Source organism: Pedobacter sp. MC2016-24 (genome assembly GCF_015223055.1).
GTDB lineage: Bacteria > Bacteroidota > Bacteroidia > Sphingobacteriales > Sphingobacteriaceae > Pedobacter.
Genome location: NZ_JADFBX010000019.1, coordinates 38237 through 58651 on the forward strand (window position 1 = coordinate 38237; position 20415 = coordinate 58651).

The 20415-nt window shown below is 40.2% G+C and carries 20 protein-coding genes and 1 tRNA gene; 6 read left to right on the forward strand and 15 right to left on the reverse strand.

Going from position 1 to position 20415, the window contains the following annotated elements:
- Positions 1-8: 8 nt before the first annotated feature.
- Positions 9-1166 (reverse strand): DUF3095 family protein, encoded by a 1158-nt coding sequence (locus IM797_RS25650; RefSeq protein WP_194130079.1) that lies wholly within the window; start codon positions 1164-1166, stop codon positions 9-11.
- Positions 1167-1359: 193 nt separating this feature from the next.
- Here IM797_RS25650 and IM797_RS25655 point away from each other — a divergent pair, with 193 nt between their 5' ends.
- The gene (locus tag IM797_RS25655; protein ID WP_194130080.1) at positions 1360-2022 is read left to right on the forward strand and encodes a trypsin-like serine protease; all 663 of its coding nucleotides are present in this window, start codon (positions 1360-1362) and stop codon (positions 2020-2022) included.
- Positions 2023-2090: 68 nt separating this feature from the next.
- Here IM797_RS25655 and IM797_RS25660 read toward each other — a convergent pair whose 3' ends face one another.
- The 5 genes from IM797_RS25660 to IM797_RS25680 form a co-directional block, all read right to left on the reverse strand.
- Positions 2091-3137, reverse strand: coding sequence for an alpha/beta hydrolase (locus tag IM797_RS25660; RefSeq protein WP_194130081.1), 1047 nt, complete (start codon positions 3135-3137; stop codon positions 2091-2093).
- 12 nt (positions 3138-3149) lie between these two features.
- Positions 3150-3719, reverse strand: coding sequence for a DapH/DapD/GlmU-related protein (locus IM797_RS25665; protein ID WP_194130082.1), 570 nt, complete (start codon positions 3717-3719; stop codon positions 3150-3152).
- A 63-nt stretch (positions 3720-3782) separates the two neighbouring features.
- The gene (locus IM797_RS25670; protein WP_194130083.1) at positions 3783-4661 is read right to left on the reverse strand and encodes an AraC family transcriptional regulator; all 879 of its coding nucleotides are present in this window, start codon (positions 4659-4661) and stop codon (positions 3783-3785) included.
- Positions 4662-4848: 187 nt separating this feature from the next.
- The gene (locus IM797_RS25675) at positions 4849-5901 is read right to left on the reverse strand and encodes a carboxymuconolactone decarboxylase family protein (RefSeq protein ID WP_194130084.1); all 1053 of its coding nucleotides are present in this window, start codon (positions 5899-5901) and stop codon (positions 4849-4851) included.
- Positions 5901-6413: a cupin domain-containing protein gene (locus IM797_RS25680; protein ID WP_228099125.1), complete on the reverse strand. Its 513-nt coding sequence runs from the start codon at positions 6411-6413 to the stop codon at positions 5901-5903. Before IM797_RS25680 ends, IM797_RS25675 begins: the two co-directional genes overlap by 1 nt.
- 188 nt (positions 6414-6601) lie before the next feature.
- Here IM797_RS25680 and IM797_RS25685 point away from each other — a divergent pair, with 188 nt between their 5' ends.
- Positions 6602-7498, forward strand: coding sequence for an AraC family transcriptional regulator (locus IM797_RS25685; RefSeq protein WP_194130085.1), 897 nt, complete (start codon positions 6602-6604; stop codon positions 7496-7498).
- 625 nt (positions 7499-8123) lie between these two features.
- Positions 8124-8912 (forward strand): RhuM family protein, encoded by a 789-nt coding sequence (gene rhuM / locus IM797_RS25690; protein WP_194130086.1) that lies wholly within the window; start codon positions 8124-8126, stop codon positions 8910-8912.
- A gap of 275 nt (positions 8913-9187) precedes the next feature.
- On the opposite strand, the gene IM797_RS25695 is transcribed toward rhuM, so the two are convergent.
- From IM797_RS25695 to IM797_RS25710, 4 genes are all read right to left on the reverse strand, one after another.
- Positions 9188-9271 (reverse strand) — tRNA-Leu (locus IM797_RS25695).
- A 22-nt stretch (positions 9272-9293) separates the two neighbouring features.
- Positions 9294-10058 (reverse strand): MBL fold metallo-hydrolase, encoded by a 765-nt coding sequence (locus tag IM797_RS25700; RefSeq protein WP_194130087.1) that lies wholly within the window; start codon positions 10056-10058, stop codon positions 9294-9296.
- A complete protein-coding gene (locus IM797_RS25705; protein ID WP_194130088.1) occupies positions 10055-10705 on the reverse strand; it encodes an outer membrane lipoprotein carrier protein LolA in 651 nt (216 codons plus the stop codon). Before IM797_RS25705 ends, IM797_RS25700 begins: the two co-directional genes overlap by 4 nt.
- A 9-nt stretch (positions 10706-10714) precedes the next feature.
- Positions 10715-13357 (reverse strand): DNA translocase FtsK, encoded by a 2643-nt coding sequence (locus IM797_RS25710; protein ID WP_194130089.1) that lies wholly within the window; start codon positions 13355-13357, stop codon positions 10715-10717.
- Positions 13358-13636: 279 nt separating this feature from the next.
- On the opposite strand from IM797_RS25710, the gene IM797_RS25715 reads away from it, so the two are divergent.
- Complete coding sequence (locus tag IM797_RS25715) at positions 13637-14275, forward strand: ankyrin repeat domain-containing protein (RefSeq protein WP_194130090.1); 639 nt, start codon at positions 13637-13639, stop codon at positions 14273-14275.
- Here the strand turns inward: IM797_RS25715 and IM797_RS25720 are convergent.
- Genes IM797_RS25720 through pyrF form a run of 3 tightly spaced genes read right to left on the reverse strand, consistent with a single transcriptional unit; the run spans position 14272 to position 16660 of the window.
- Complete coding sequence (locus tag IM797_RS25720; protein WP_194130091.1) at positions 14272-14493, reverse strand: PspC family transcriptional regulator; 222 nt, start codon at positions 14491-14493, stop codon at positions 14272-14274. The genes IM797_RS25715 and IM797_RS25720 overlap by 4 nt on opposite strands.
- 1 nt (position 14494) lies before the next feature.
- Complete coding sequence (locus IM797_RS25725) at positions 14495-15775, reverse strand: DUF2851 family protein (RefSeq protein ID WP_194130092.1); 1281 nt, start codon at positions 15773-15775, stop codon at positions 14495-14497.
- A gap of 54 nt (positions 15776-15829) precedes the next feature.
- Complete coding sequence (gene pyrF / locus IM797_RS25730; protein WP_194130093.1) at positions 15830-16660, reverse strand: orotidine-5'-phosphate decarboxylase; 831 nt, start codon at positions 16658-16660, stop codon at positions 15830-15832.
- 333 nt (positions 16661-16993) lie between these two features.
- Here pyrF and rho point away from each other — a divergent pair, with 333 nt between their 5' ends.
- Together rho and pssA are read left to right on the forward strand one after the other, a co-directional pair.
- Positions 16994-18787 carry a transcription termination factor Rho gene (gene rho / locus IM797_RS25735; protein WP_194130094.1) on the forward strand — a complete coding sequence of 598 codons (1794 nt, stop codon included), beginning with the start codon at positions 16994-16996 and terminating at the stop codon, positions 18785-18787.
- 2 nt (positions 18788-18789) lie between these two features.
- Positions 18790-19476, forward strand: a complete 687-nt coding sequence (gene pssA, locus IM797_RS25740; RefSeq protein WP_194130095.1) for a CDP-diacylglycerol--serine O-phosphatidyltransferase — start codon at positions 18790-18792, stop codon at positions 19474-19476.
- 3 nt (positions 19477-19479) lie between these two features.
- Here the strand turns inward: pssA and IM797_RS25745 are convergent, their stop codons facing one another.
- The gene (locus tag IM797_RS25745; RefSeq protein WP_194130096.1) at positions 19480-19857 is read right to left on the reverse strand and encodes an Hpt domain-containing protein; all 378 of its coding nucleotides are present in this window, start codon (positions 19855-19857) and stop codon (positions 19480-19482) included.
- 19 nt (positions 19858-19876) lie between these two features.
- Positions 19877-20371 (reverse strand): 2-amino-4-hydroxy-6-hydroxymethyldihydropteridine diphosphokinase, encoded by a 495-nt coding sequence (gene folK, locus IM797_RS25750; RefSeq protein WP_194130097.1) that lies wholly within the window; start codon positions 20369-20371, stop codon positions 19877-19879.
- Positions 20372-20415 lie beyond the last annotated feature (44 nt).

Genomic DNA, 20415 nt, shown 5'->3' on the forward strand with positions numbered 1-20415 from the left:
ACGCCACATTAGCTGTGGTTTTTAATTTTGGTTTTCAACATCACTGCCGCCTGGGTATACCCACCTTCAGAGCCATCGACAAAATGAATGTGACCGTCCTCCAGGTCGCGTACATAACAAGACATGACCGCATCCCTGCTGATGTGAACGCCGTATAAAATGTCACCTTCCGATTCCAGCTGATCAAGCTTTTTGAGCAATTTTAATCTTTGTTGTTCATTACCAGATATCACCGTATTGATCTTCCCGTCAATCACCAGGGTATCTGACATTTCCACCAAACGATTCAGGTAATATTTACCACGCGCGGTGCGAAAATAAATATAACCGTATAAATTGATTAACCAGGTCTCGATCAATCCAAACCACCTGATTTTACCGATCCCGGCACGCATTTCACGCTTCAATCGGTTAAAAGTTGTCTTGAGTTTAAGTTTCGCCACAGAAATGGGTTGCCGGATCCGCTGCTCTCCGTAAATATCATCCAGCAAAGCGATGACTTTACTGAAGGCCTTTGATTGCAGCCTCTTTTTACCAGTAACAACCAATAGTGTGACCACTTCATTGCTGTTTTCCGGAGGCCCGATCTTATCCCAACGGCATTGCATGCCACTAAGATCCAGATTGTCAACCCCATTGCCTTGCTTTCCGAATAAGTAATCCTCGGCTTTAATTAACCGTTCTGCATAGCTCAGCCCATTGCCCAGCAGCACCGGAATGGCAAAAGATTTTGCCATATTGAATTTACTGATCTTCAGCTCATCACCATGATCATAAATCTCCAGCACAGGCACAGTCCCTACCCGAAGTTCTAAATCGAAATTAAGCAGTACATTTTGCTTGTAAAGCAAGAGCAAATCCATAAGTACATCTACTACCGACGAAGGGACGATAAAGGTTGCCCCATCCCCGCCAAAAAAGAAAGGGATACTAATTCCTCTTTTAAATACAAGGTTCAAAACGGTAACAATACTACCGGTGGCCAAAAGGTTAACCGTTTCGTGCTGCCCCTGGAGTATAGCCTGGGTAGAGCCCTTAATATCCGTGATAATTACATGCCAATCGGCCGGAACCCGATGAAATAATTTTTCATTATTCAGCAGTTTGCTGAGTGACAGGGATCTTTCTGGCAATTGATGGTAAAACAAATCTCCGGTTACCGGCATAAATAGAAGATCAGGTGAGTATGTTGAAATTACAGATTTTTATTTGATTTTCCTTATATATATCAACTGTTAAATTTAGAACTGGAAATTCGCGAGAGACTATCCTATTGATTCAAAACCTCAAGCACATTTATCAGACCTTTATCCTGGCCAAATTAGTATCTTTATACTTACATTTCAAATCCAAAAATACATGTCAGCAAATACCGAGCAAAGTTGTTTTAGCATTCTGGTCCGCAATCCAAATCATGAAATTATAGATCGTGGAACAGGATTCTTCATCAATAAGGATGGCTTTTTCATCACTGCAGGACATGTAGTTAAAGATCCGACCTGTAAATATTTTGCATTAATAAATGACAAGGAAGCACTTATAGAAGTTAAGTTTAAAGAGTATGTGCTGCAAGATGCGTACAGATCCGAACTTTACATGGATTTAGCATTTGGTAAAATCTCATATCATCCCAAAAGTTTCATTAAATTAAGTTCGAACCAGCTGCAACCCGGAGATACAGTGGAATTAAACGGATTCAGTAAGGATGCTCCTAAAGACTGGGCTATCGATACTGATGATCTGAACGAACCCGATAAAAACATCAGGTTTTACAACAGTTACTCAACTCAAATAAATTCAGATCCAACTGTTAAAGTCAACAAAATTGCCAACAAACATTTTATCATGACTAACGTCTACGCCCTTGAAAAAGTAATGGCCAACATGAAAGGCTTAAGTGGTGGCCCGATCATGTATAAAGATGGTTGCATAGGAATCGTAAATAATACTCAGGAATGTCTAAGAAGCACTTACATCATGGAGCAACTTACATCTGCAGGCATTGAGTTTACAACCACCTAATCATTCCAAAATGGAAATGTAAGTATTGGTAAATTTCACATGCTGTCTAGCTTTGTTTATAAAGTCAACTATTTGAGATTCTGTCTAAAAAAAGCATCTAGTTTATCAAAAGGAATCACATCAACTTGATCATACAGGTCAACATGAACCGCATTTGGAATAATCATTAGCGCTTTGGGTTCCGCAGCGGCGTTGTAAATATCTTCACTGAAATATTTTGAGTGTGCATTTTCTCCTGCAATCAACAACATTGGTCGTGGCGAAATCTCTTTTACATAACTTAAGATAGGCATATTCATAAATGAGATTGGATTGGTTACCAACCATGCCCCGTTTGAATTCACTGAATTGACATGAAAACCACGAGACGTTCTGTAATAATCGAAATATTCTTTTATAAATTGCGGTTCATCGCCTTTTAACTTTTCGGGTAAGTTTCTTGGACCATCAGCTGGTTTTCCAACTTCGGCATCTTTCCAACGTTGCTGGCCCAAATCTTCCAGTGTTTTGGCTCTTTGTTCCGATGTGATCGAATCATTGTAGCCTTTCGACATTACCCTGGTCATTTCATACAAGCTCGTGGTTGCAACTGCTTTCACACGTTTATCGATGGCAGTCGCGTTCAAAGCAAATCCGCCGAAACCACAAATTCCGATAATACCTATTTGGTTTCTATCCACATTCTTTTGCAAACCTAAAAAGTCAATAGCGGCACTAAAATCTTCGGTATTGATTTCCGGAGATGCCACATTTCTTGGTTCACCGCCACTTTCGCCAGTGTAAGAAGGGTCGAATGCCAAGGCAGCAAAGCCCCTTTCTGCCATTTGGTTTGCATACAATCCTGAAGATTGCTGTTTTACTGCACCAAAAGGACCGCTGATGGCCAGTGTCGATAATTTTTCAGTCCCTCTTTTTTTAGGAAGATACAAATCGCCACTTAATGTAATTCCATAGCGGTTTTTGAAACTTACTTTTTGACGGGTTACTTTATCACTTAACTGGAAGGTGTAATGTTCCTTTGAGGTATCCATTTTTTCTGAATTTGATTTTACACTTTGTGCGAATAATTCTCCTGTTGCTAGAGCCAGTATTCCGATTGCTAATGCTTTTTTCATTCTATTTTTGTGTTATGAGTGATCATGCCCTATTTTTTTAACTATTTTTGCGGGAACACCAGCCACGACAACATTATCGGGAACATCTTTGGCTACTACCGCACCTGCTGCCACCACAGCGTTTTCCCCGATGGTAACACCTGGCAATATGGTTGCACCAGCACCAATCCAAGCATTTTGTTTAATCAGAATGGGCTGACATAGCATTCCCCGTCTTTCAGATGGAGATAAAGGATGGTTTTCCGTAACAAGATTTACCCTCGGACCGATAAGAACGTGGTCTTCTAGTGTAATCCCTCCCATATCCAAAAATGAACAGGCATGATTGATAAATACATGTTTACCAATGTCAATAAAACGGCCAAAGTTGGTATAAAATGGAGTGAACACCGTTGTGCTTTCATCCAGCGAAGAGCCAATAATTTCACTCAGTTTACTCCTTGCATCATTGATATTTGTCGAAGCGTTAAGTAAAGGGGATAGGGCAATGGTACGATGAACTACCTCATCTACCCTATAGAATTCAGGATCATCCAGGTGAACAAGCTCACCCGCTTTTAATCTATGGAAGATATCTTTCATACCACAAAGTTCGGTCATTGCCGTACCTGTAGTTAAAGATTATCAAACCAATAATTAAGAAATTCAAACCAACTCCGAACGGAAGGATGTTGGATTGCTCCCTGTCGCCTTTTTAAAGAAATTATTGAAATAAGTTGGATACTCAAAGCCAAGCGCATAGGCGATTTCTGAAATGTTCCAATCGGTATGTATCAGCAGTGCCCTAGCCTCGGTAATGATGCGTTCTGTTATGTGAGCAGTTGTTGGTCTTCCAGTAACTTCCTTTACCGCACGGTTTAAATAATTGGCGTGCACATTCAGTGCGATGGCATAATCCTGCGCCGTTCTGAGCTTTAGCGGCCTATCAGTGGTTTCTACAGGAAACTGCCTTTCCAATAGCTCGAAGAAAACAGCAGTCAGGCGACCTGCCGCATTTTTGTGATGATCGAAGTCAGCTAATGGCTGGATTTTTAATGCTTCATGGATAATCAGGTTGATGTAATTTCTGATCAGATCATCCTTAAAGGCATAATCGCTCTTTTGTTCGGCTATCATTCTTAAGAAAAGAGAGTTCAGGAAGGCCCTTTTTTCCTCATCAATTTTGAGTATCGGTGTCCCCCCTATTTTGAATAATGGGGAATGCTGCAGGCTCTCACTGCGCGCTAAGGCATTAAAAAAGTCTTCAGAAAAAAGCACGGTATAGCCAACATAAGTGGTAGATAGCGTTTCCCACGAATAGGGAATGTGCGGATTGCCAAAGAACAAAATCGTCCCCTCATGCTCGAAACTCCTATCCGCATAATGAACGATACTTCTTCCGGTAGTAAGACAGATCTTATAGAAATCCTTGCGGTTATAGATTTTTGTTGCTTGGCTGTCAGCCTCAAGCTGCCATACATTAAAACCTTTCAGCTTTAACTCACTATTGAATTCTGACACCTGACGTTCGATTTTCGCAGCCATAATACAAAGTTAAGAAATTCAATCTGCCAAACAGTTATTGGATACCAAACAAAATGAGCATAAGAATATGAAACAACCGATTGAGCATGCAGATGACGAACTCGTTTTATCGGGATGGAATCCCAGAGAGGGTCGAACTTTGCCGCCAACTAAAAATAAATTTGTGTTTTCAGGAATATACCAACTCCTAGTTCAACTTTCTGAATATTTCTAGCATGGTCTCTTTATCTAGGCTTTCCATATCAACCAATTTCAGCGATTTCACCATTTTTAGCGTAGTAGTCTTATAGTGCAGGAAATGGGGAGTTATCAGGTGCGACTGGTAGGCAGCCTTATCGGCATACATTTCGATGATGCGGATCTGGGTAGGGCTTTCCCTTTGGTACATTGGAAAAATGGCAATGACGCCTGCTTCCAGTTTCACAGAGGCAGAGGCTTCTTCCTTCAGGATAGCATTATACTGCTCTAGATATTCAGGTAAGATTTCAATCTCTGAAATGCGTACCATCATCTCTGGTTTAACTACCGGAACAAGTGGTTTTTCAATGAGCTGTCTAACCGTATTTGCCTGGGTGATACTCACATGGGTTTCGATCAGCTTTGCAAGCTGTTCCAGTTGGGCAACTGTAATGCCCGTATTTTTCCCCATATTGATATGGGACTGCAATTGCCCCTCAACTCCAGGTATCGAGGCCAAAGCGGCAATGGTGACCAGCTCCCTTTGCTGATAGCTGAGGACATCACTCGCAAAGATGTCTGCGAACAAATGTTCTTTTAGAAAAGCATCTATCCGGGGCGCAAATTCTCCGAAGCCCGGTGCAGGTTTTAATTGTGCCGTTCGGGTCAGTTCTTCCAACACCTTTCTCCCTTGGTCATATTTATCAGAAGGAGTATTTGCGACGATGATTTTATCACCATTAACATCCTTTATGCCACTAGCTTTTCTTTCCTCAACAACAGTCTTAAATGTATTAATTGCATTTAAACTTCGTGGAAAACCGCAATATGCATAAAGCTGGACCAACTCCTCTTTTATTTCATTAATAGTCAATCCATTATCTAATCCTTTATTTAACTGAATTTTAAGCGCTTCAAGTTTTCCGATCGCCGTCAATGCAGAAATCGTTATCAGGCTTTGCTGTTGAATATCCAGGATATCTTTACGCTGTGCATTCATATTTATAGTAGTTAAAATGACACCAGATAGCGTCATTATCCATTTCCACTTGTTTATTCCCATTATTTTTTAATCTGATCATTAGCTTCACCGAAAACTTTATCAGTTACAGCTTCAAGCCAAACATTTTCATTGATTGTCGGATTACAAGTTATGCCTATGTGTGAAAACCAGCTATTTGCCGTCGCTCCGTGCCAATGCTCCACATGAGCTGCAATTTCTACAACATCACCCAACTGCAGGTGTCTTGAACGTTTCCCTCTCTCCTGATAAAGTCCTTCACCGCCTACGACAATTAAAATCTGTCCGCCGGTGTGCCTGTGCCAATTATTTCTGCAACCAGGTTCAAAGGTTATATTAGCCATGGGAACGTTCAAATCCTTGTTGGTTGTAAGTGTTGCCAGATAAGATTTACCTGTAAAATATTGTGCATACACCGCATTTTCTTCTCCGGTAGGGAAATCACTGATTTTTGGAATTTCTGTATTCATTTTTTCTGCTTTTTTATTGTTACATGACAGCATTGCTGCTAAATAGCAAGCGATCATTAATATTTTTTGACCATTCTTTTTCATCTAAATTTAATTGATAGTTTCCAACCTTCCAGTTTTTCTTATCCTTATTTAACTACAAGAAGTCAATGGTACAAATATCGCCAATATGCCTAGCTTCGGCATTATACGTACTACTGTATTATTTACCACTTTTACTGATATCGTATCGGCATTAGTGCTCAATAGCTTAGGTTTATTAAGTTTGTAACATGAAAGACGTAGAAAGGATTGATACGGTAAGGCAATACAACGAATCTATGGGTGTGGATACACTGCACCCATTGGTAAGCGTGGTTGATTTTGATGAGATCCCAACTTATCATCAATTTCAAAGATATATGGGCATATATGCTGTATTCCTGAAGTACATCAAATGTGGGGATATGCGATACGGCTGTCAACCGTATGATTATGAAGATGGCACACTTGTGTTTATTGCACCCGGCCAAGTGTACGGCATTAGCAGTAAAGGGGAAATCATCAAGCCCTCGGGTAAAGCACTGGTATTCCATCCCGATCTGATTGTCGGCACGCATCTTGGGAACCACATTAAGGACTATTCATTTTTCTCGTACGATGTGAACGAAGCGCTCCATCTTTCAAAAAAAGAAAGAGCAACGATTAACGACTGCTTTATAAAGATTGTCTCTGAGATTGACTCCAATATCGACAAACATAGCAAGAGACTGATCGTATCCAATATTGAGCTTTTCCTTAATTATTGCATGCGTTTTTACGATCGCCAGTTTATCACCCGTACAAATGTCAATAACGATCTGCTTGTACGGTTTGAAAACCTATTGAAAGGCTACTTCCAATCAGATCTTCCTCACAACTTGGGTCTCCCGACTGTTGCCTGGTGCGCCGATCAATTGCATTTGTCACCAAACTATTTTGGGGACCTGATTAAAAAGGAAACTGGAAACACAGCATTGGACTACATCCAATCAAGGATAATTGAAGAAGCAAAAAACAAGATATTTGATCCTAAAAAATCTATTAATAACATCTCCTCCGATCTCGGCTTTAAATACCAACAACATTTTACCCGTCTATTCAAACAAAGGACAGGAATGACACCAGTTGAGTATAGGAATTTGAATTAAATACGCCGTAACCAAAAACGGCTCAAAGCGCAGGAACAGCACCTAAAGAAACTCAAGTCAACTTGATTAATGTCAATAATTAAAGAAAAATGCCCACAGCGTTATGAAAATAACCGCCTGCGGTTGCTATGAAGTAATATGTTTCGAAAGAAAAGATATGACACCAACTGGATTAAAATAGTTCTAAGCTAATCTCCTCTTCCCCCCTTACCAGACTGAACCATTGGCAGGAATACTTTGAACAAGGCTGAGATATCAAAAAACCCAGATTTTGCATAAAAAAACCGGACTTTGAAGTGTTCAAAGTCCAGTTGTACCCATCAAGAGAATTACATAGAACATTTAATTGCCTTCTGTATGATATTAGAACCCATTATTGAAGATTTGAGATCCAAAAAATTTGTAGATTTTTAACAAAATTGATCCGACAAGTTGAAAATTTCAGCTCCATAGACAAAGTTAGTTCGAATTAAAAACTTGGCAGAATCAAATTTAATTCTGTATAGATTATTTAAATCCATGTAAATTATAGATGCTCATTCCCATTGAGAAGCTTATTTTTTAATCCCAAAGTTGGGTTTTATAGATCCCTTTTACATAAGTTCGCATATATCACATTCGGGTTATGACATTTAAAGATCAAATCACTATCTATCAAACCAATGATGGAACTACTTCTATTGAAGTTAAACTGGAAAATGAGACGATTTGGCTAAACCAAGCTCAAATAACAAATTTGTTTAAAAGGGATAGAACTGTAATCACTAAGCACATTAACAATATCTTTAAGGAAAAAGAACTGGAGGAAAAAAGCAATGTGCAAAAAATGCACATTGCTAATTCCGATAGGCCAGTAAATTTCTACAGCTTAGATGTAATAATTTCAGTCGGCTATCGGGTAAAATCATTAGAGGGAACAAAATTCCGTATCTGGGCAAATAAAATTCTTAAAGAATATCTAGTAAAGGGTTATTCTTTAAATGAAATGAGGTTGAGAGAACAAAATGAACAACTAAACTCTTTAAAGAACACCGTAAATCTTTTAAGCACCATACTTGAAAACAAATCATTAAATACAGATGAAGCTACCGGGCTATTGAGAGTAGTAACAGATTATGCATATGCACTGTCTATATTAGACAAGTATGATCATCAGCAATTAATAATCGAAGGAACAACTGCCGAACAACTATTTGTCATAAATTATGTCGAAGCAAAACAAGCAATACATGATCTCAAAGATAAATTCGGAGGCAGTTCATTATTTGGAAACGAAAAAGATGAATCTTTTAAAAGTTCAATTGCCACAATATATCAAACCTTTAATGGCATAGACTTATATCCAAGTGTTGAAGAAAAAGCGGCTAATCTATTATACTTTGTTGTTTATATATTCTGGCCTATTGTACAATAGCTAATTCAGGCTTTATAACAAGCTATTAGGCCAATATAGACCATGACGAAATTGTTCTCTTATAATATCCTTGGAAGCGGAAATATTAAAACACTTTTCTTCACAAGAGATATTATATAAGTTAAGAAAGAAACTAAAAACAAAGTCATCTAACAACCTAAAAATCAATAGATTAAGAATACACAGAATATAAAAAATGCTTAAAAAAAGGACTTAAAAAGAGAAATTAAAAACACAAAAGCCTAACAATCAACATGTTAGGCTTTAAAAAAGTGTACCCAAGAGGAGATTCGAACTCCCACGCCGTTGCCAGCGCCAGCCCCTCAAGCTGGTGCGTCTACCAATTTCGCCACCTGGGTATTTTGTGTTGCAAATATAGATTTATTCAGTTGATATTATCAAGCCATCGTAAGCTAATTTTATATGATTTGGCAATTCTTTTTCCACTTCCGCGTGTAAACCCAGATTATGACTGATGTGCGTGAGGTAGGTAGTCTCCGCTCCCACCCGCTCTGCAAACGCAATCGCTTCATCCAAAGTGAAATGAGAAATGTGCTGCTCTCGCTGCAAAGCATTGACTATCAAAACCTTTGTCCCTTTCAACTTCTCCATTGATGATTCCGAAACCGTCTTGGCATCCGTGATATAAGTAAAATCACCAATCCTGTACCCCAAAATTGGCAATTTATAGTGCATAATATCAATCGGAATGATTTTCGTTTTCCCAACCTCAAAAATTTCATCCGTAATCGTATGCAAATCTATTTGAGGCAGTCCCGGGTAGTGTGCCTCCGCAAAAATATAGGAAAACTCTTTTTTCAACGCTTGCTGTACACGCTCTGTGGCGTAAATATCAATATTCTTTTTAAGCAGATAATTGAATGGCCGGATGTCATCCAGGCCCGCTACATGATCTTTATGCTCATGCGTATACAATATCGCATCCAGATCTTTCACTTCAGCACGGAGCATCTGGTACCTGAAATCCGGACCACTGTCAATCACAATGGTTTTATCTCCGGTTTCGATCAGCACAGATACCCGCAAGCGCTTGTTACGCGGATCGTCCGACTGGCATACCGCACAATTGCATGTGATAACGGGAATCCCCTGTGACGTACCTGTTCCTAAAATTGTGATTCTCATCTTAAATCTACGACCTCTACGCCAGGATATTTTTTTGCATCAAAAGCGAAAGTACCAGCTGGTACCTTTGCATTAGGCACAATAGACTTGATGGTATAACTGTATTTATTGCCGTTTTTTTCAAAAACCTGCGCGCTCGAGATCTGTTTAGTCGCCTTGTCAATATTCAGCCGGATTTTAAATATCGTTTTACTGATGTCTATAGGAGTCAGGTCAATCACCTGGTAAGTCTTAGCGCCAGACTTCTGCTCGCCATTATAGATGTATTTATAGCCAGTTTCATAAATTGTAAATATCCTTGCCGGATTTAAAGCATCAGCACTGTGGTCTACATTGGTTACCTGCACTTCTTTTTCTTCCTTAAGATAAGTCCAGAGTGTTTTGCCATCACTCAACATCTCCTGATTGCTCAGCACAACTTTGTATTTATTCGTTTTAGATTGTACATATAAAGTCCCCGCCTGTGTTTCCTTAGCTTTTGCCTGCGGATTCTCCATCGTAAAACTGAAATCGGCCTTAACCATATCGTAAGAACGGTATTTTTTACTCACCTGGGCAAGTATAGTTTTAGCTTCCGCATCTTTCTGCGCCCTTGCCGTAAATACGAACCCGGCAGCAATTGTAAACAACAATATTATTTTCTTCATCTTTCTGTCTTAATTGTTATTCAGATCGTTCAAGAACTGTTCCAAAGCGTAATCATCATGGATCAATACCTCTCTGGCCTTACTTCCTTCAAATGGACCCACCACCCCGGCAGCCTCCAGTTGATCAATGATCCGGCCTGCACGGTTATAGCCCAGTTTTAACTTGCGCTGAATTAACGATGTCGAACCCTGCTGGTGCAAAACAATTAAACGGGCAGCATCCTCAAACATAGAGTCGCGCTCACTCAAATCAAAATCAGCTTTTGCATTTTCTGCAGCCTCATCCACATACTCCGGAAGCTGATAAGCTTCAGGATAACCGCGCTGGTTACCAATAAATTCAGAAATCCGGTCTACTTCAGGCGTATCCACAAAAGCACATTGCAAGCGGATCAGGTCATTTCCTGTAGATAAAAGCATATCTCCGCGACCGATCAACTGATCTGCACCGCCACTATCCAGAATGGTACGCGAATCGATTTTAGACAGCACCCTAAAGGCCAGCCTGGCCGGGAAATTGGCTTTAATCGTACCTGTAATGATATTTACCGAAGGACGCTGCGTAGCCAGTACCAGGTGAATACCCACAGCACGGGCAAGTTGGGCAAGCCTCGCAATAGGCGCTTCAACCTCCTTACCAGCCGTCATCATCAAATCTGCAAACTCATCCACAATCAACACGATGTACGGTAGAAAACGGTGTGAATTATTCGGATTTAACTTGCGCTTAATGAACTTCTCATTGTATTCCTTTAAATTCCTCACCTGTGCATCTTTCAATAAATCATAACGCTGATCCATTTCAATACAAAGCGAGTTTAACGTATTGATTACCTTCTTGGTATCGGTAATGATCGCATCTGCCTCACCCGGTAATTTAGCCAAAAAATGGCGCTCAATTTTATTAAATAAAGTAAGCTCTACCTTTTTAGGATCGACCAATACAAATTTGAGCTGCGAAGGATGTTTTTTATACAATAAGGAAACCAGGATAGAGTTGATACCAACAGATTTACCCTGCCCTGTCGCACCAGCAACTAACAAATGGGGCATTTTCGACAAATCGCCAATATACACTTCATTTGAAATGGTCTTACCCAAAGCAATCGGCAAATCCATCGTGGTTTGCTGAAACTTCTCTGTATTCAGGATACTCCGCATGGATACCATTTCAGGATGCAGGTTTGGTACCTCAATACCAATGGTACCTTTTCCAGGCATAGGCGCAATAATCCGGATCCCCAATGCGGCCAGACTCAAGGCAATATCATCTTCCAGGTTTTTGATCTTCGAGATCCTTACCCCCGGAGCAGGAATAATTTCATAAAGCGTAACTGTCGGACCAATGGTTGCCTTGATCTTGTCAATCTCGATGTTGTAGTGATTTAAGGTCTCAACAATTTTATTTTTATTGGCCTCCAGCTCATTGGCATCTACCGGTATTTTATTTGAACCATGGTCTTCCAACAAATCCAGGCCTGGATATTTATAACTCGCGAGGTCTAAAGTAGGATCATAAGTACCAAATTGTTCAACAAGGTCTTCAGACTTCCGTTCCTCCTCAGTCTTTTCAATGGTCAGCACAGGTTCTGCCTTTACAGGAACGTCTTCCTCAGCAGGTTGATGCACCTCCAAATCCAAGGAATGAACTACCGGGGCAGGATTCATGACGTTCCGGGCCGAAGTAAATTCAGTTACCATAGGCAACTCTTCCTCTTCCTTAGGCTCAAATCTGGATGGTGTAATCACCACATTTTGCTGCTGTTGCGGAGGTCTGGACACCACGGGAGCCGCAGGAGGTGTAACTTCGAGTTCACGCTCCTGCTGATCATTTTGTAAGCGCTGACTCGCAGCAAAACGGTCGTTCAAAGTAAATTCGACCGCTTCAGGCCGTACTTCATTTTCAAAGCCAGAATCTTCCGGAACATCCGGCAAAAACGATTCTTTACGTTTACGCTCCGGTAATTTAAAGTCGATGTTATAAGCAATAATTAAAATGGTAAGCGCCAGAAATGTAATTAAACCAGCCACACCAGCTACCCCAATCTGGGCAGTTAACAATTTATTGGTCCAGTAACCAAATTCACCTTCCAGATAATGGGGGGTGTCCAGCCAGAAAGAATGGCCAAAACCCATGGTTAGTGAGATAAACAACAGAAAGAAAAAGCTATAACCCAGCGTTTTTTCGATTGCAAAGATTTTAACTTTAAACAACAAACGGTAGCCAATTACAAAAAAGACAAATGCAAAAAGAAATGAAGCAATTCCAAACCATTCGTAAATAAATTGGTGCGAAAGCAATGCACCTATTTTACCCAGCCAGTTCTGTACAACCGGTGGAATGTTAACCTGCTGCAACTCGTCATAGGTTTTGAACAGGTTACTCCAGCCTCCATTCGCATCAATGACATAGCTGTAATCCTCCTGCCAGGTAAACAAATAGGAGGTAAAAGCAATTAAAAAATATACCGAAAGAACGACAAAAACCAAGCCCACAATCTTTACCAACCGCCCGTCCTGAAAATCGAAACTTGGCAGCCTTACCGATGATCGTTCTTTAAAGGTTTTATTGGCAGCAGATCTGGAGCCTTGCTGCTCTCCTGCTTCATTTTTAAATGAATTAGACTTAAATTGATTTCCCCTTACCGACATCGTTCTTTACTATATTAATAATTAACAAACTTAGATAACTGCGCTAGCATTCGCGAACATTTTTTAAAAAAAATCAATTAAACCTTACTGGCTTAAGGTAGTCATACTTACAAAATATTTTAGTTTTTATTTTTAGACACCGTTTTTTGTTTTAGATTTTATCCTGCCAGATTTTCAATCTGGCAGGATTTTTCATTTTTAGAGTTTATCAACATTTTAACGGTTTATTTATATTTATTAATTTAATTAAGCATTTTTGGCGCAAATTTAACATTGCACATGCAGCTTGAGACTTTAATTGAAACAGACAACAGGGAAGCGATATTTAACCTTTTAACCTCGAACCCGCAACTTGCCGACATAGAAACCAGTCATGGCATGTCGCCGGTTTTGCTCGCCTGTTATTATAAAAAGCCCGAAATAGCCGCAACTATTGCCAATTTCTCCAACCACATCACCCTGTTTGATCTTTGTGCCCTGGGTAATGTCAAAGCAACCATCCGCTTCCTCGATCATTTTCCCGCAGCTGTTCAACGCTTCTCTAAAGACGGTTTTACCCCATTGGGATTAGCAGCATATTTCGGACATGAAGAAATCGTGCGCCTACTCATCCAAAAAGGTGCCGACGTAAACGTACCTGCAAACAATGGATTTAATGTATACCCAATCCATTCTGCTGTAAGTTCAAAAAATTACAAAATCACTAAAATATTGATCGATGCAGGCGCAGATGTCAATGTCAAACAACGCGCAGGTTTCACACCATTACATGCTGCCGCACAATTGGGCGATATTGAACTGATTGTTTTATTGCTCGAATATGATGCCGATGTTCTCGCTTTGATGGACGATGGCAAACTGCCTTCAGACCTGGCAAAAGAAAAAGGGTTTACTGAAATTGCAGACATCCTGAGTTAAACATCCCAGATGCGCAAACGTAGCCGCTTCACGTAGTGCCGAACATCCAGAACCAGGGCCGCCAAAATGTAAAATATAATTGGAAAACCTACAGCTAAAAACGAAGCATAAATAAAAAAGAGGCGTATTTTGCCGATAGACATATTTAAACGTCCGGCAAGATAAGTACACACGCCGAAACTCTGCTTTTCAAAAAAGGTAATGACCCGCTGGAACATATTATTTGTTTAAAATTTTGATTCCGATACCACAATTTAAGCATTTTTTTTCACAGCAGTAGTTTTTATTTAACTGAAGAATCGCCTGAGACAGAAAAGCACTGTCAATTTCTACTCCAGCAGCCCTGTACGCAGCAACGATTGCATTCTCTTCCGCAGGAATCTCCTCCAACAGATCCAATCCGCGATCTATATATTCCTGCTGATCTGTATATTTCCCATAACAAAATAAAAACAGACAAACCGTATTCACTAAAATCGCATAGATGGATTGTCTACCAGGCTGAAGCTTCACATGCTTTGTCGTCTTATTAAAATGATAATGGTTTTGCCAATAAGATGCGACAGGTAAATCTGTAAAAAAACCGAATAATTCCGTCAGACTACCACTAGCCAGTATTTTAGAAAACAAACGGTCCGACTTAAAAATCAGCGCAGCAAATTGAGCCAGTCTTATTGTGGGAAAGTTCTGCGGACGCATTCTTAAAAATTTCCATAGAGAAACATCGCCCGTTTTCAATTGATATTTATGTCTCAGAAAGCCATATTCCCGTTTTAAAGCAATCGGATAAGCCTCGTGAAAATCGCCTTCCAAAAAACCGGCCTGACCAAACACCAGTGCTTCAATCTGCAAAGCATCATTTCCGTGTTTACCAAAAATCTGCAGACCGATACTTCCGGCCAACAGTTCAAAAGGAACGGCATTCACTTTAAATCCAAATGTTTTAGCCATAAAATAATAAAAAGCGTCATTCCAGTCACCTTTACTCCTTTCTAAACGCTCAAACACGGCTACAGATTTTTCTGCCAGACGCTCCACAACCAGCCGTGATAAAAAACTACGCACAACCAACGGATTCACTCCTGAAATTTGTACTTCACAAGGAAACTTACAGCGAGAACCAACTAGTTTTTGATAACGATACAACACCTCGTCCGGAAGCAAACCATTCACCACAAGAACTGGGACTTCAGTTCCGTCCCGCCTAAACACAGCCTGATCATGCTGATCAACAACATGTAGAATGACAGAATCGTAATAGGAATTGTCCTGATGACCATGCAAATGCCAGTCAGACGACCTGATGTGGATTTCAACGTGTCCAATCCAATCTATATTCCCAATCCTGATTTTTGCAGCGCTAAAATCAGGCCCAGCATGGGTATTCAAAATACCGGGCGACAGTATCTTTAAAGCCTGCCCGTCAGTACAACGCAAGTCCGCATGCTTAAAAAGCCTGAACCGCCACACGAAATGTAAAAAATCTTCAGCAAAATGCATTGGTGTGAACCTAATGCAAAAGCATCAGATTAACCAAGTCCGGCACCATATTTTTTAAACCAGACCTGCCGCTTCTAAAATCTGCGCCATTTCCTGCTGCAGTTTCAAAGCCTCGGCTCGCGCCTGCTCCGCAAAGTCCTCACCATTGCTTGCATAAATAATTGATCTTGCCGAATTCACTAACAGACCACATTCTTTAGTCAAACCATATTTACAAACTTCAGCCAAGCTACCACCTTGTGCACCAACCCCCGGAACCAGTATAAAATGGTCTGGCGCCAGTCTTCTGATGTTCTCAAATTCAGCACCACGGGTAGCACCAACCACATACATCAATTGCTCACTACCTGCCCATTCCGAAGAAATGCGGATCACCTCTTCGTAAAGTTTACCCGAAGGAGTAGCATGTAGTTGAAAGTCGCTGTGTCCGGCATTGGAAGTTAGCGCCAGCAAAATCACCCATTTGTCCTGATAATTTAAAAAAGGCCCTACAGAATCTTTTCCCATGTAAGGGGCAACCGTAATTGCATCAAAGCTCATACCCGACTTCTCTTCATTAAAAAACGCATCGGCGTACATTGCAGACGTATTGCCAATATCTCCTCTCTTCGCATCAGCAATAGCAAAAGTATCTTTTGGAAGATGTGCCCAGGTTTTGGTTAAAGTTTCCCATCCTTTTAAACCCATCGACTCATAAAAAGCGGTGTTAGGTTTATAAGCCACACACAAATCTTCAGTTGCATCTATAATTTGCTTATTAAACTCCAATACCGGATTATCATACTTTAACAAGTGTTTTGGTATGTTTTCCAGAACCGGATCAAGGCCTACACATAAAAAAGATTTCTTGATTTTAATCTGCTCAATTAACTGTGTTTTATTCATCTGGGGTCTAAATTTGAGCACAAAGATGCCATTTTTAACAAATAATGAAAGGCCATTTTAAAAGTTTAGATAAAAATATTACAAACAATTTCAAGTTTTTCTTGGAGATTAGGATTCAAATACATAAAATTGCACCATAATTCTCTAAAGTTCATCTGACCATTCCAGAAAATATCATAAAATTTTGCTTAATAACACCTTTTATAATCGCATTTTTTTTTGCCTGGTTCGACTGATGCCTTTATATGTTTCCGATAAAAAAGCGACATGTAATACCTAAACTTTGAGTTAGCACAAATTAAGAAATTACAAAAATTCTCTACATCCATATAAATGTTTAACAAAACAGAATTAAATGAAAAGCTCACTGCCGAATTGCGTGAGATAGCAAAAACTCAGGGCATCCTCAATGCTGATGAATTGCGTAAAGCCGAACTCGTTGAAATTATTGCACAGATAACAGAACAACAATCAGCTTTAGAAACGGCTCCTGCCGAAGCCCCGGTAAAAGCAGCAAAAGCCAAAGTAACCAAAGAGCGCGCTCCCGGCAAAACAGCCAAAGCTGCAGCTGTAGTAAAAGCAGAAGAAGCACCTGAGGCAATTGCAGAAACACCTGCTCCTGTTTCTACTCCCCCTCCGGAAGCAGAAATCACACCAGAAGCGCCTGCCGAAAAAACAACGCGTAAAAGAATCAGAATAGCGCCTAAGGACGAAAAAGAAGAAAAAAGTACCCATAAACCTTTCAACAGGGCTTCTTTATTTGACCCTGCACCCGCTGATGCCCGCAAATACGAAAGTCAGGCTCCTTCAGCTCCGCAGGAAAACAGATCCGGAGAAGTTGTTGTTGAAAACCCAGCTCAGCCTGCAGTGGACAATAAAACACCAGGACAAGGCAATAACAACGACCCGAAAAAGAACAAACCCGTTAGAGATGACAACAGGCCTAAAAACCAAAATCAAAACAACAACGGACAACATAAAGCAAACGAAAACAGCTATTCAAACCTGGATTTCGATAACACCATTACCAATGAAGGCGTATTGGAAATTATGCCGGATGGATATGGTTTCTTAAGATCAGCAGATTACAACTATCTTTCTTCACCGGATGATATTTATGTATCTCAATCGCAAATCAAATTGTTCGGTTTAAAAACAGGAGATACCGTAAAAGGTAGCATCCGTCCGCCAAAAGAAGGTGAAAAATATTTCCCTTTGGTACGTGTTGAAACCATCAATGGCCGCTTACCGGCAGATGTGAGGGACCGTGTTCCTTTTGACTACCTGACCCCATTGTTCCCAACAGAAAGGTTAAACCTGTTCACAGAAACCAATAACTACTCTACCCGGATCATTGACTTATTTACGCCTATAGGTAAAGGTCAGCGCGGTTTAATCGTGGCACAACCAAAAACAGGTAAAACCAATTTACTGAAAGAGGTGGCCAATGCAATTGCCAAAAACCACCCTGAAGTTTACCTGATCATTTTATTGATTGATGAACGTCCGGAAGAGGTTACAGATATGGCCAGAAGTGTTCGTGCTGAAGTTATTGCTTCAACTTTTGATGAACCAGCCGAACGTCACGTTAAAATTGCCAATATCGTTTTAGAAAAAGCAAAACGTTTGGTAGAATGCGGACATGATGTGGTGATCCTATTAGACTCCATCACCCGTTTAGCCAGAGCTTACAATACAACGGCGCCTGCCTCAGGTAAAATATTATCTGGTGGTGTGGATGCCAATGCACTACACAAACCAAAACGCTTCTTTGGTGCGGCACGTAACATTGAAAGAGGTGGCTCATTAACCATCCTGGCTACCGCATTGACAGATACAGGTTCGAAAATGGATGAGGTGATCTTTGAAGAATTTAAAGGTACCGGTAACATGGAACTGCAGTTGGATCGTAAATTATCTAACAAACGTATTTTCCCTGCGATCGACATTACGGCTTCAAGCACCAGAAGAGACGATCTGTTACATGACAGAGATACCTTACAACGTGTTTGGATCCTTCGCAACCACCTGGCAGACATGAATGCCCAGGAAGCCATGGAATTTGTACAAGCACAAATCAAAGGAACAAAATCAAATGAAGAGTTTTTAATCTCAATGAATAGTTAATTGTGATTAAAAAACACATTCCAAATGCCATTACCTGTGCTAACCTGTTTTCAGGTTGCATAGGTATTGTCTATGCTTTTAAAGGAAATCTGGAAATAGCAGCCTATTTTGTATTGCTATCCGGAATCTTTGATTTCTTTGATGGATTTGCAGCCAGATTGCTGCACGTAAAGTCCAACATCGGAAAAGAACTGGATTCTTTAGCAGATATGGTCAGCTTTGGATTTTTACCCGGCGTAGTGATGTTCCAGTTGTTAACGCAAAGCGATGCCAACTCCGGGTATTTGCCTTACCTGGCTTTCATCATAACCGTTTTCTCAGCATTGAGACTAGCCAAGTTTAACATTGATACCAGACAAACAGAAGATTTTATTGGTTTAAATACACCAATGAATACGCTCTTTGTTGTTTCCCTACCTTTTATCCAGAAAGATTACCCTGCAATAATCCATTCTTCCGGCTTGCTAATCGCACTGACTTTAGTGTTGAGCGGTTTATTGGTCAGCGAAATCAGGATATTCTCTTTAAAATTCAGTTCAACCAGCTGGCAGGCCAATAAAATCAAATATATCTTTTTGATCTTATCCGCATTGCTGATTCCCATACTGAAATTTACAGCAGTGCCCATCATTTTGGTACTGTATATCGGTCTTTCTTTAATTCACTTTAAAAACAAACCAGCAAATTAAGCGCTAAAGTCTTTTTGCTTCTCCGGCTCTGGCCTCTTCAAGTTTAACATATAGAACCTCGACAAACGCTTGCAGCGTTTCAAATTCCTGTGGCAATTGGTCCAGATCCTTCCCTTCACGGGCATTGTGTTCCATCATCTGCATGTGCTCTTTAGCATCCTCGCGACCGATATAGGCAAAAGTAGGTTTTATTTTATGGGCATGATCAGCAACCCCTGTCCAGTTTTTCTCCGCAACAGCTTTAGCCAGATCGGCGATGTACAATGGCGTCTGGATTTTAAACATATCAATCATCTCAATGATAAATTCCGGACTGTCGCCAGACATATCTTTTAAATAAGAAAGATCTAAAGGTTCACTATTTTTATTGAAATTTATCATGGTAGACAAAACTATGAAATTAAATTTTTGATACCGCTAAATTATCGTCTAAACTTTCCAATAATTCCTGTATCGTTTGCTGTAACAAAGGATGTTTATAATGCGGGATAAGCTCGGCCAGGGGCTCCAGTACAAATTTCCGGTGCTGCATCTGCGGATGTGGAATTTGAAGCACCGGCCCCTCATCCACAATTAAATCGTCAAAAAGAATCAGGTCAATATCAATCAAACGACTTCCCCACTTCTCCAGCCTCACCCGGCCCAGATCCTGTTCAATACGGAGTACCTTTTCTAAAACTTCCATCGGGTTAAAAGCGGTAACCACACCGATCGCAACATTTAAAAATCCCGGTTGATCTTCTCTACCCCAGGCCGCGGTTTCGTAAAATGAAGATTGTTGAAAAACGGCACCAACCTGTGCGCCAATCTCTAAAATGGCCTCATCGATCAGTTTTCTACGGTCCCCTAAATTACTTCCCAGTAACAAATAAACTTTTTTATTATCCAATTGCATATACAAGGCCCAAGGCTTCTTTTTTATTATATTTACAAATTAAA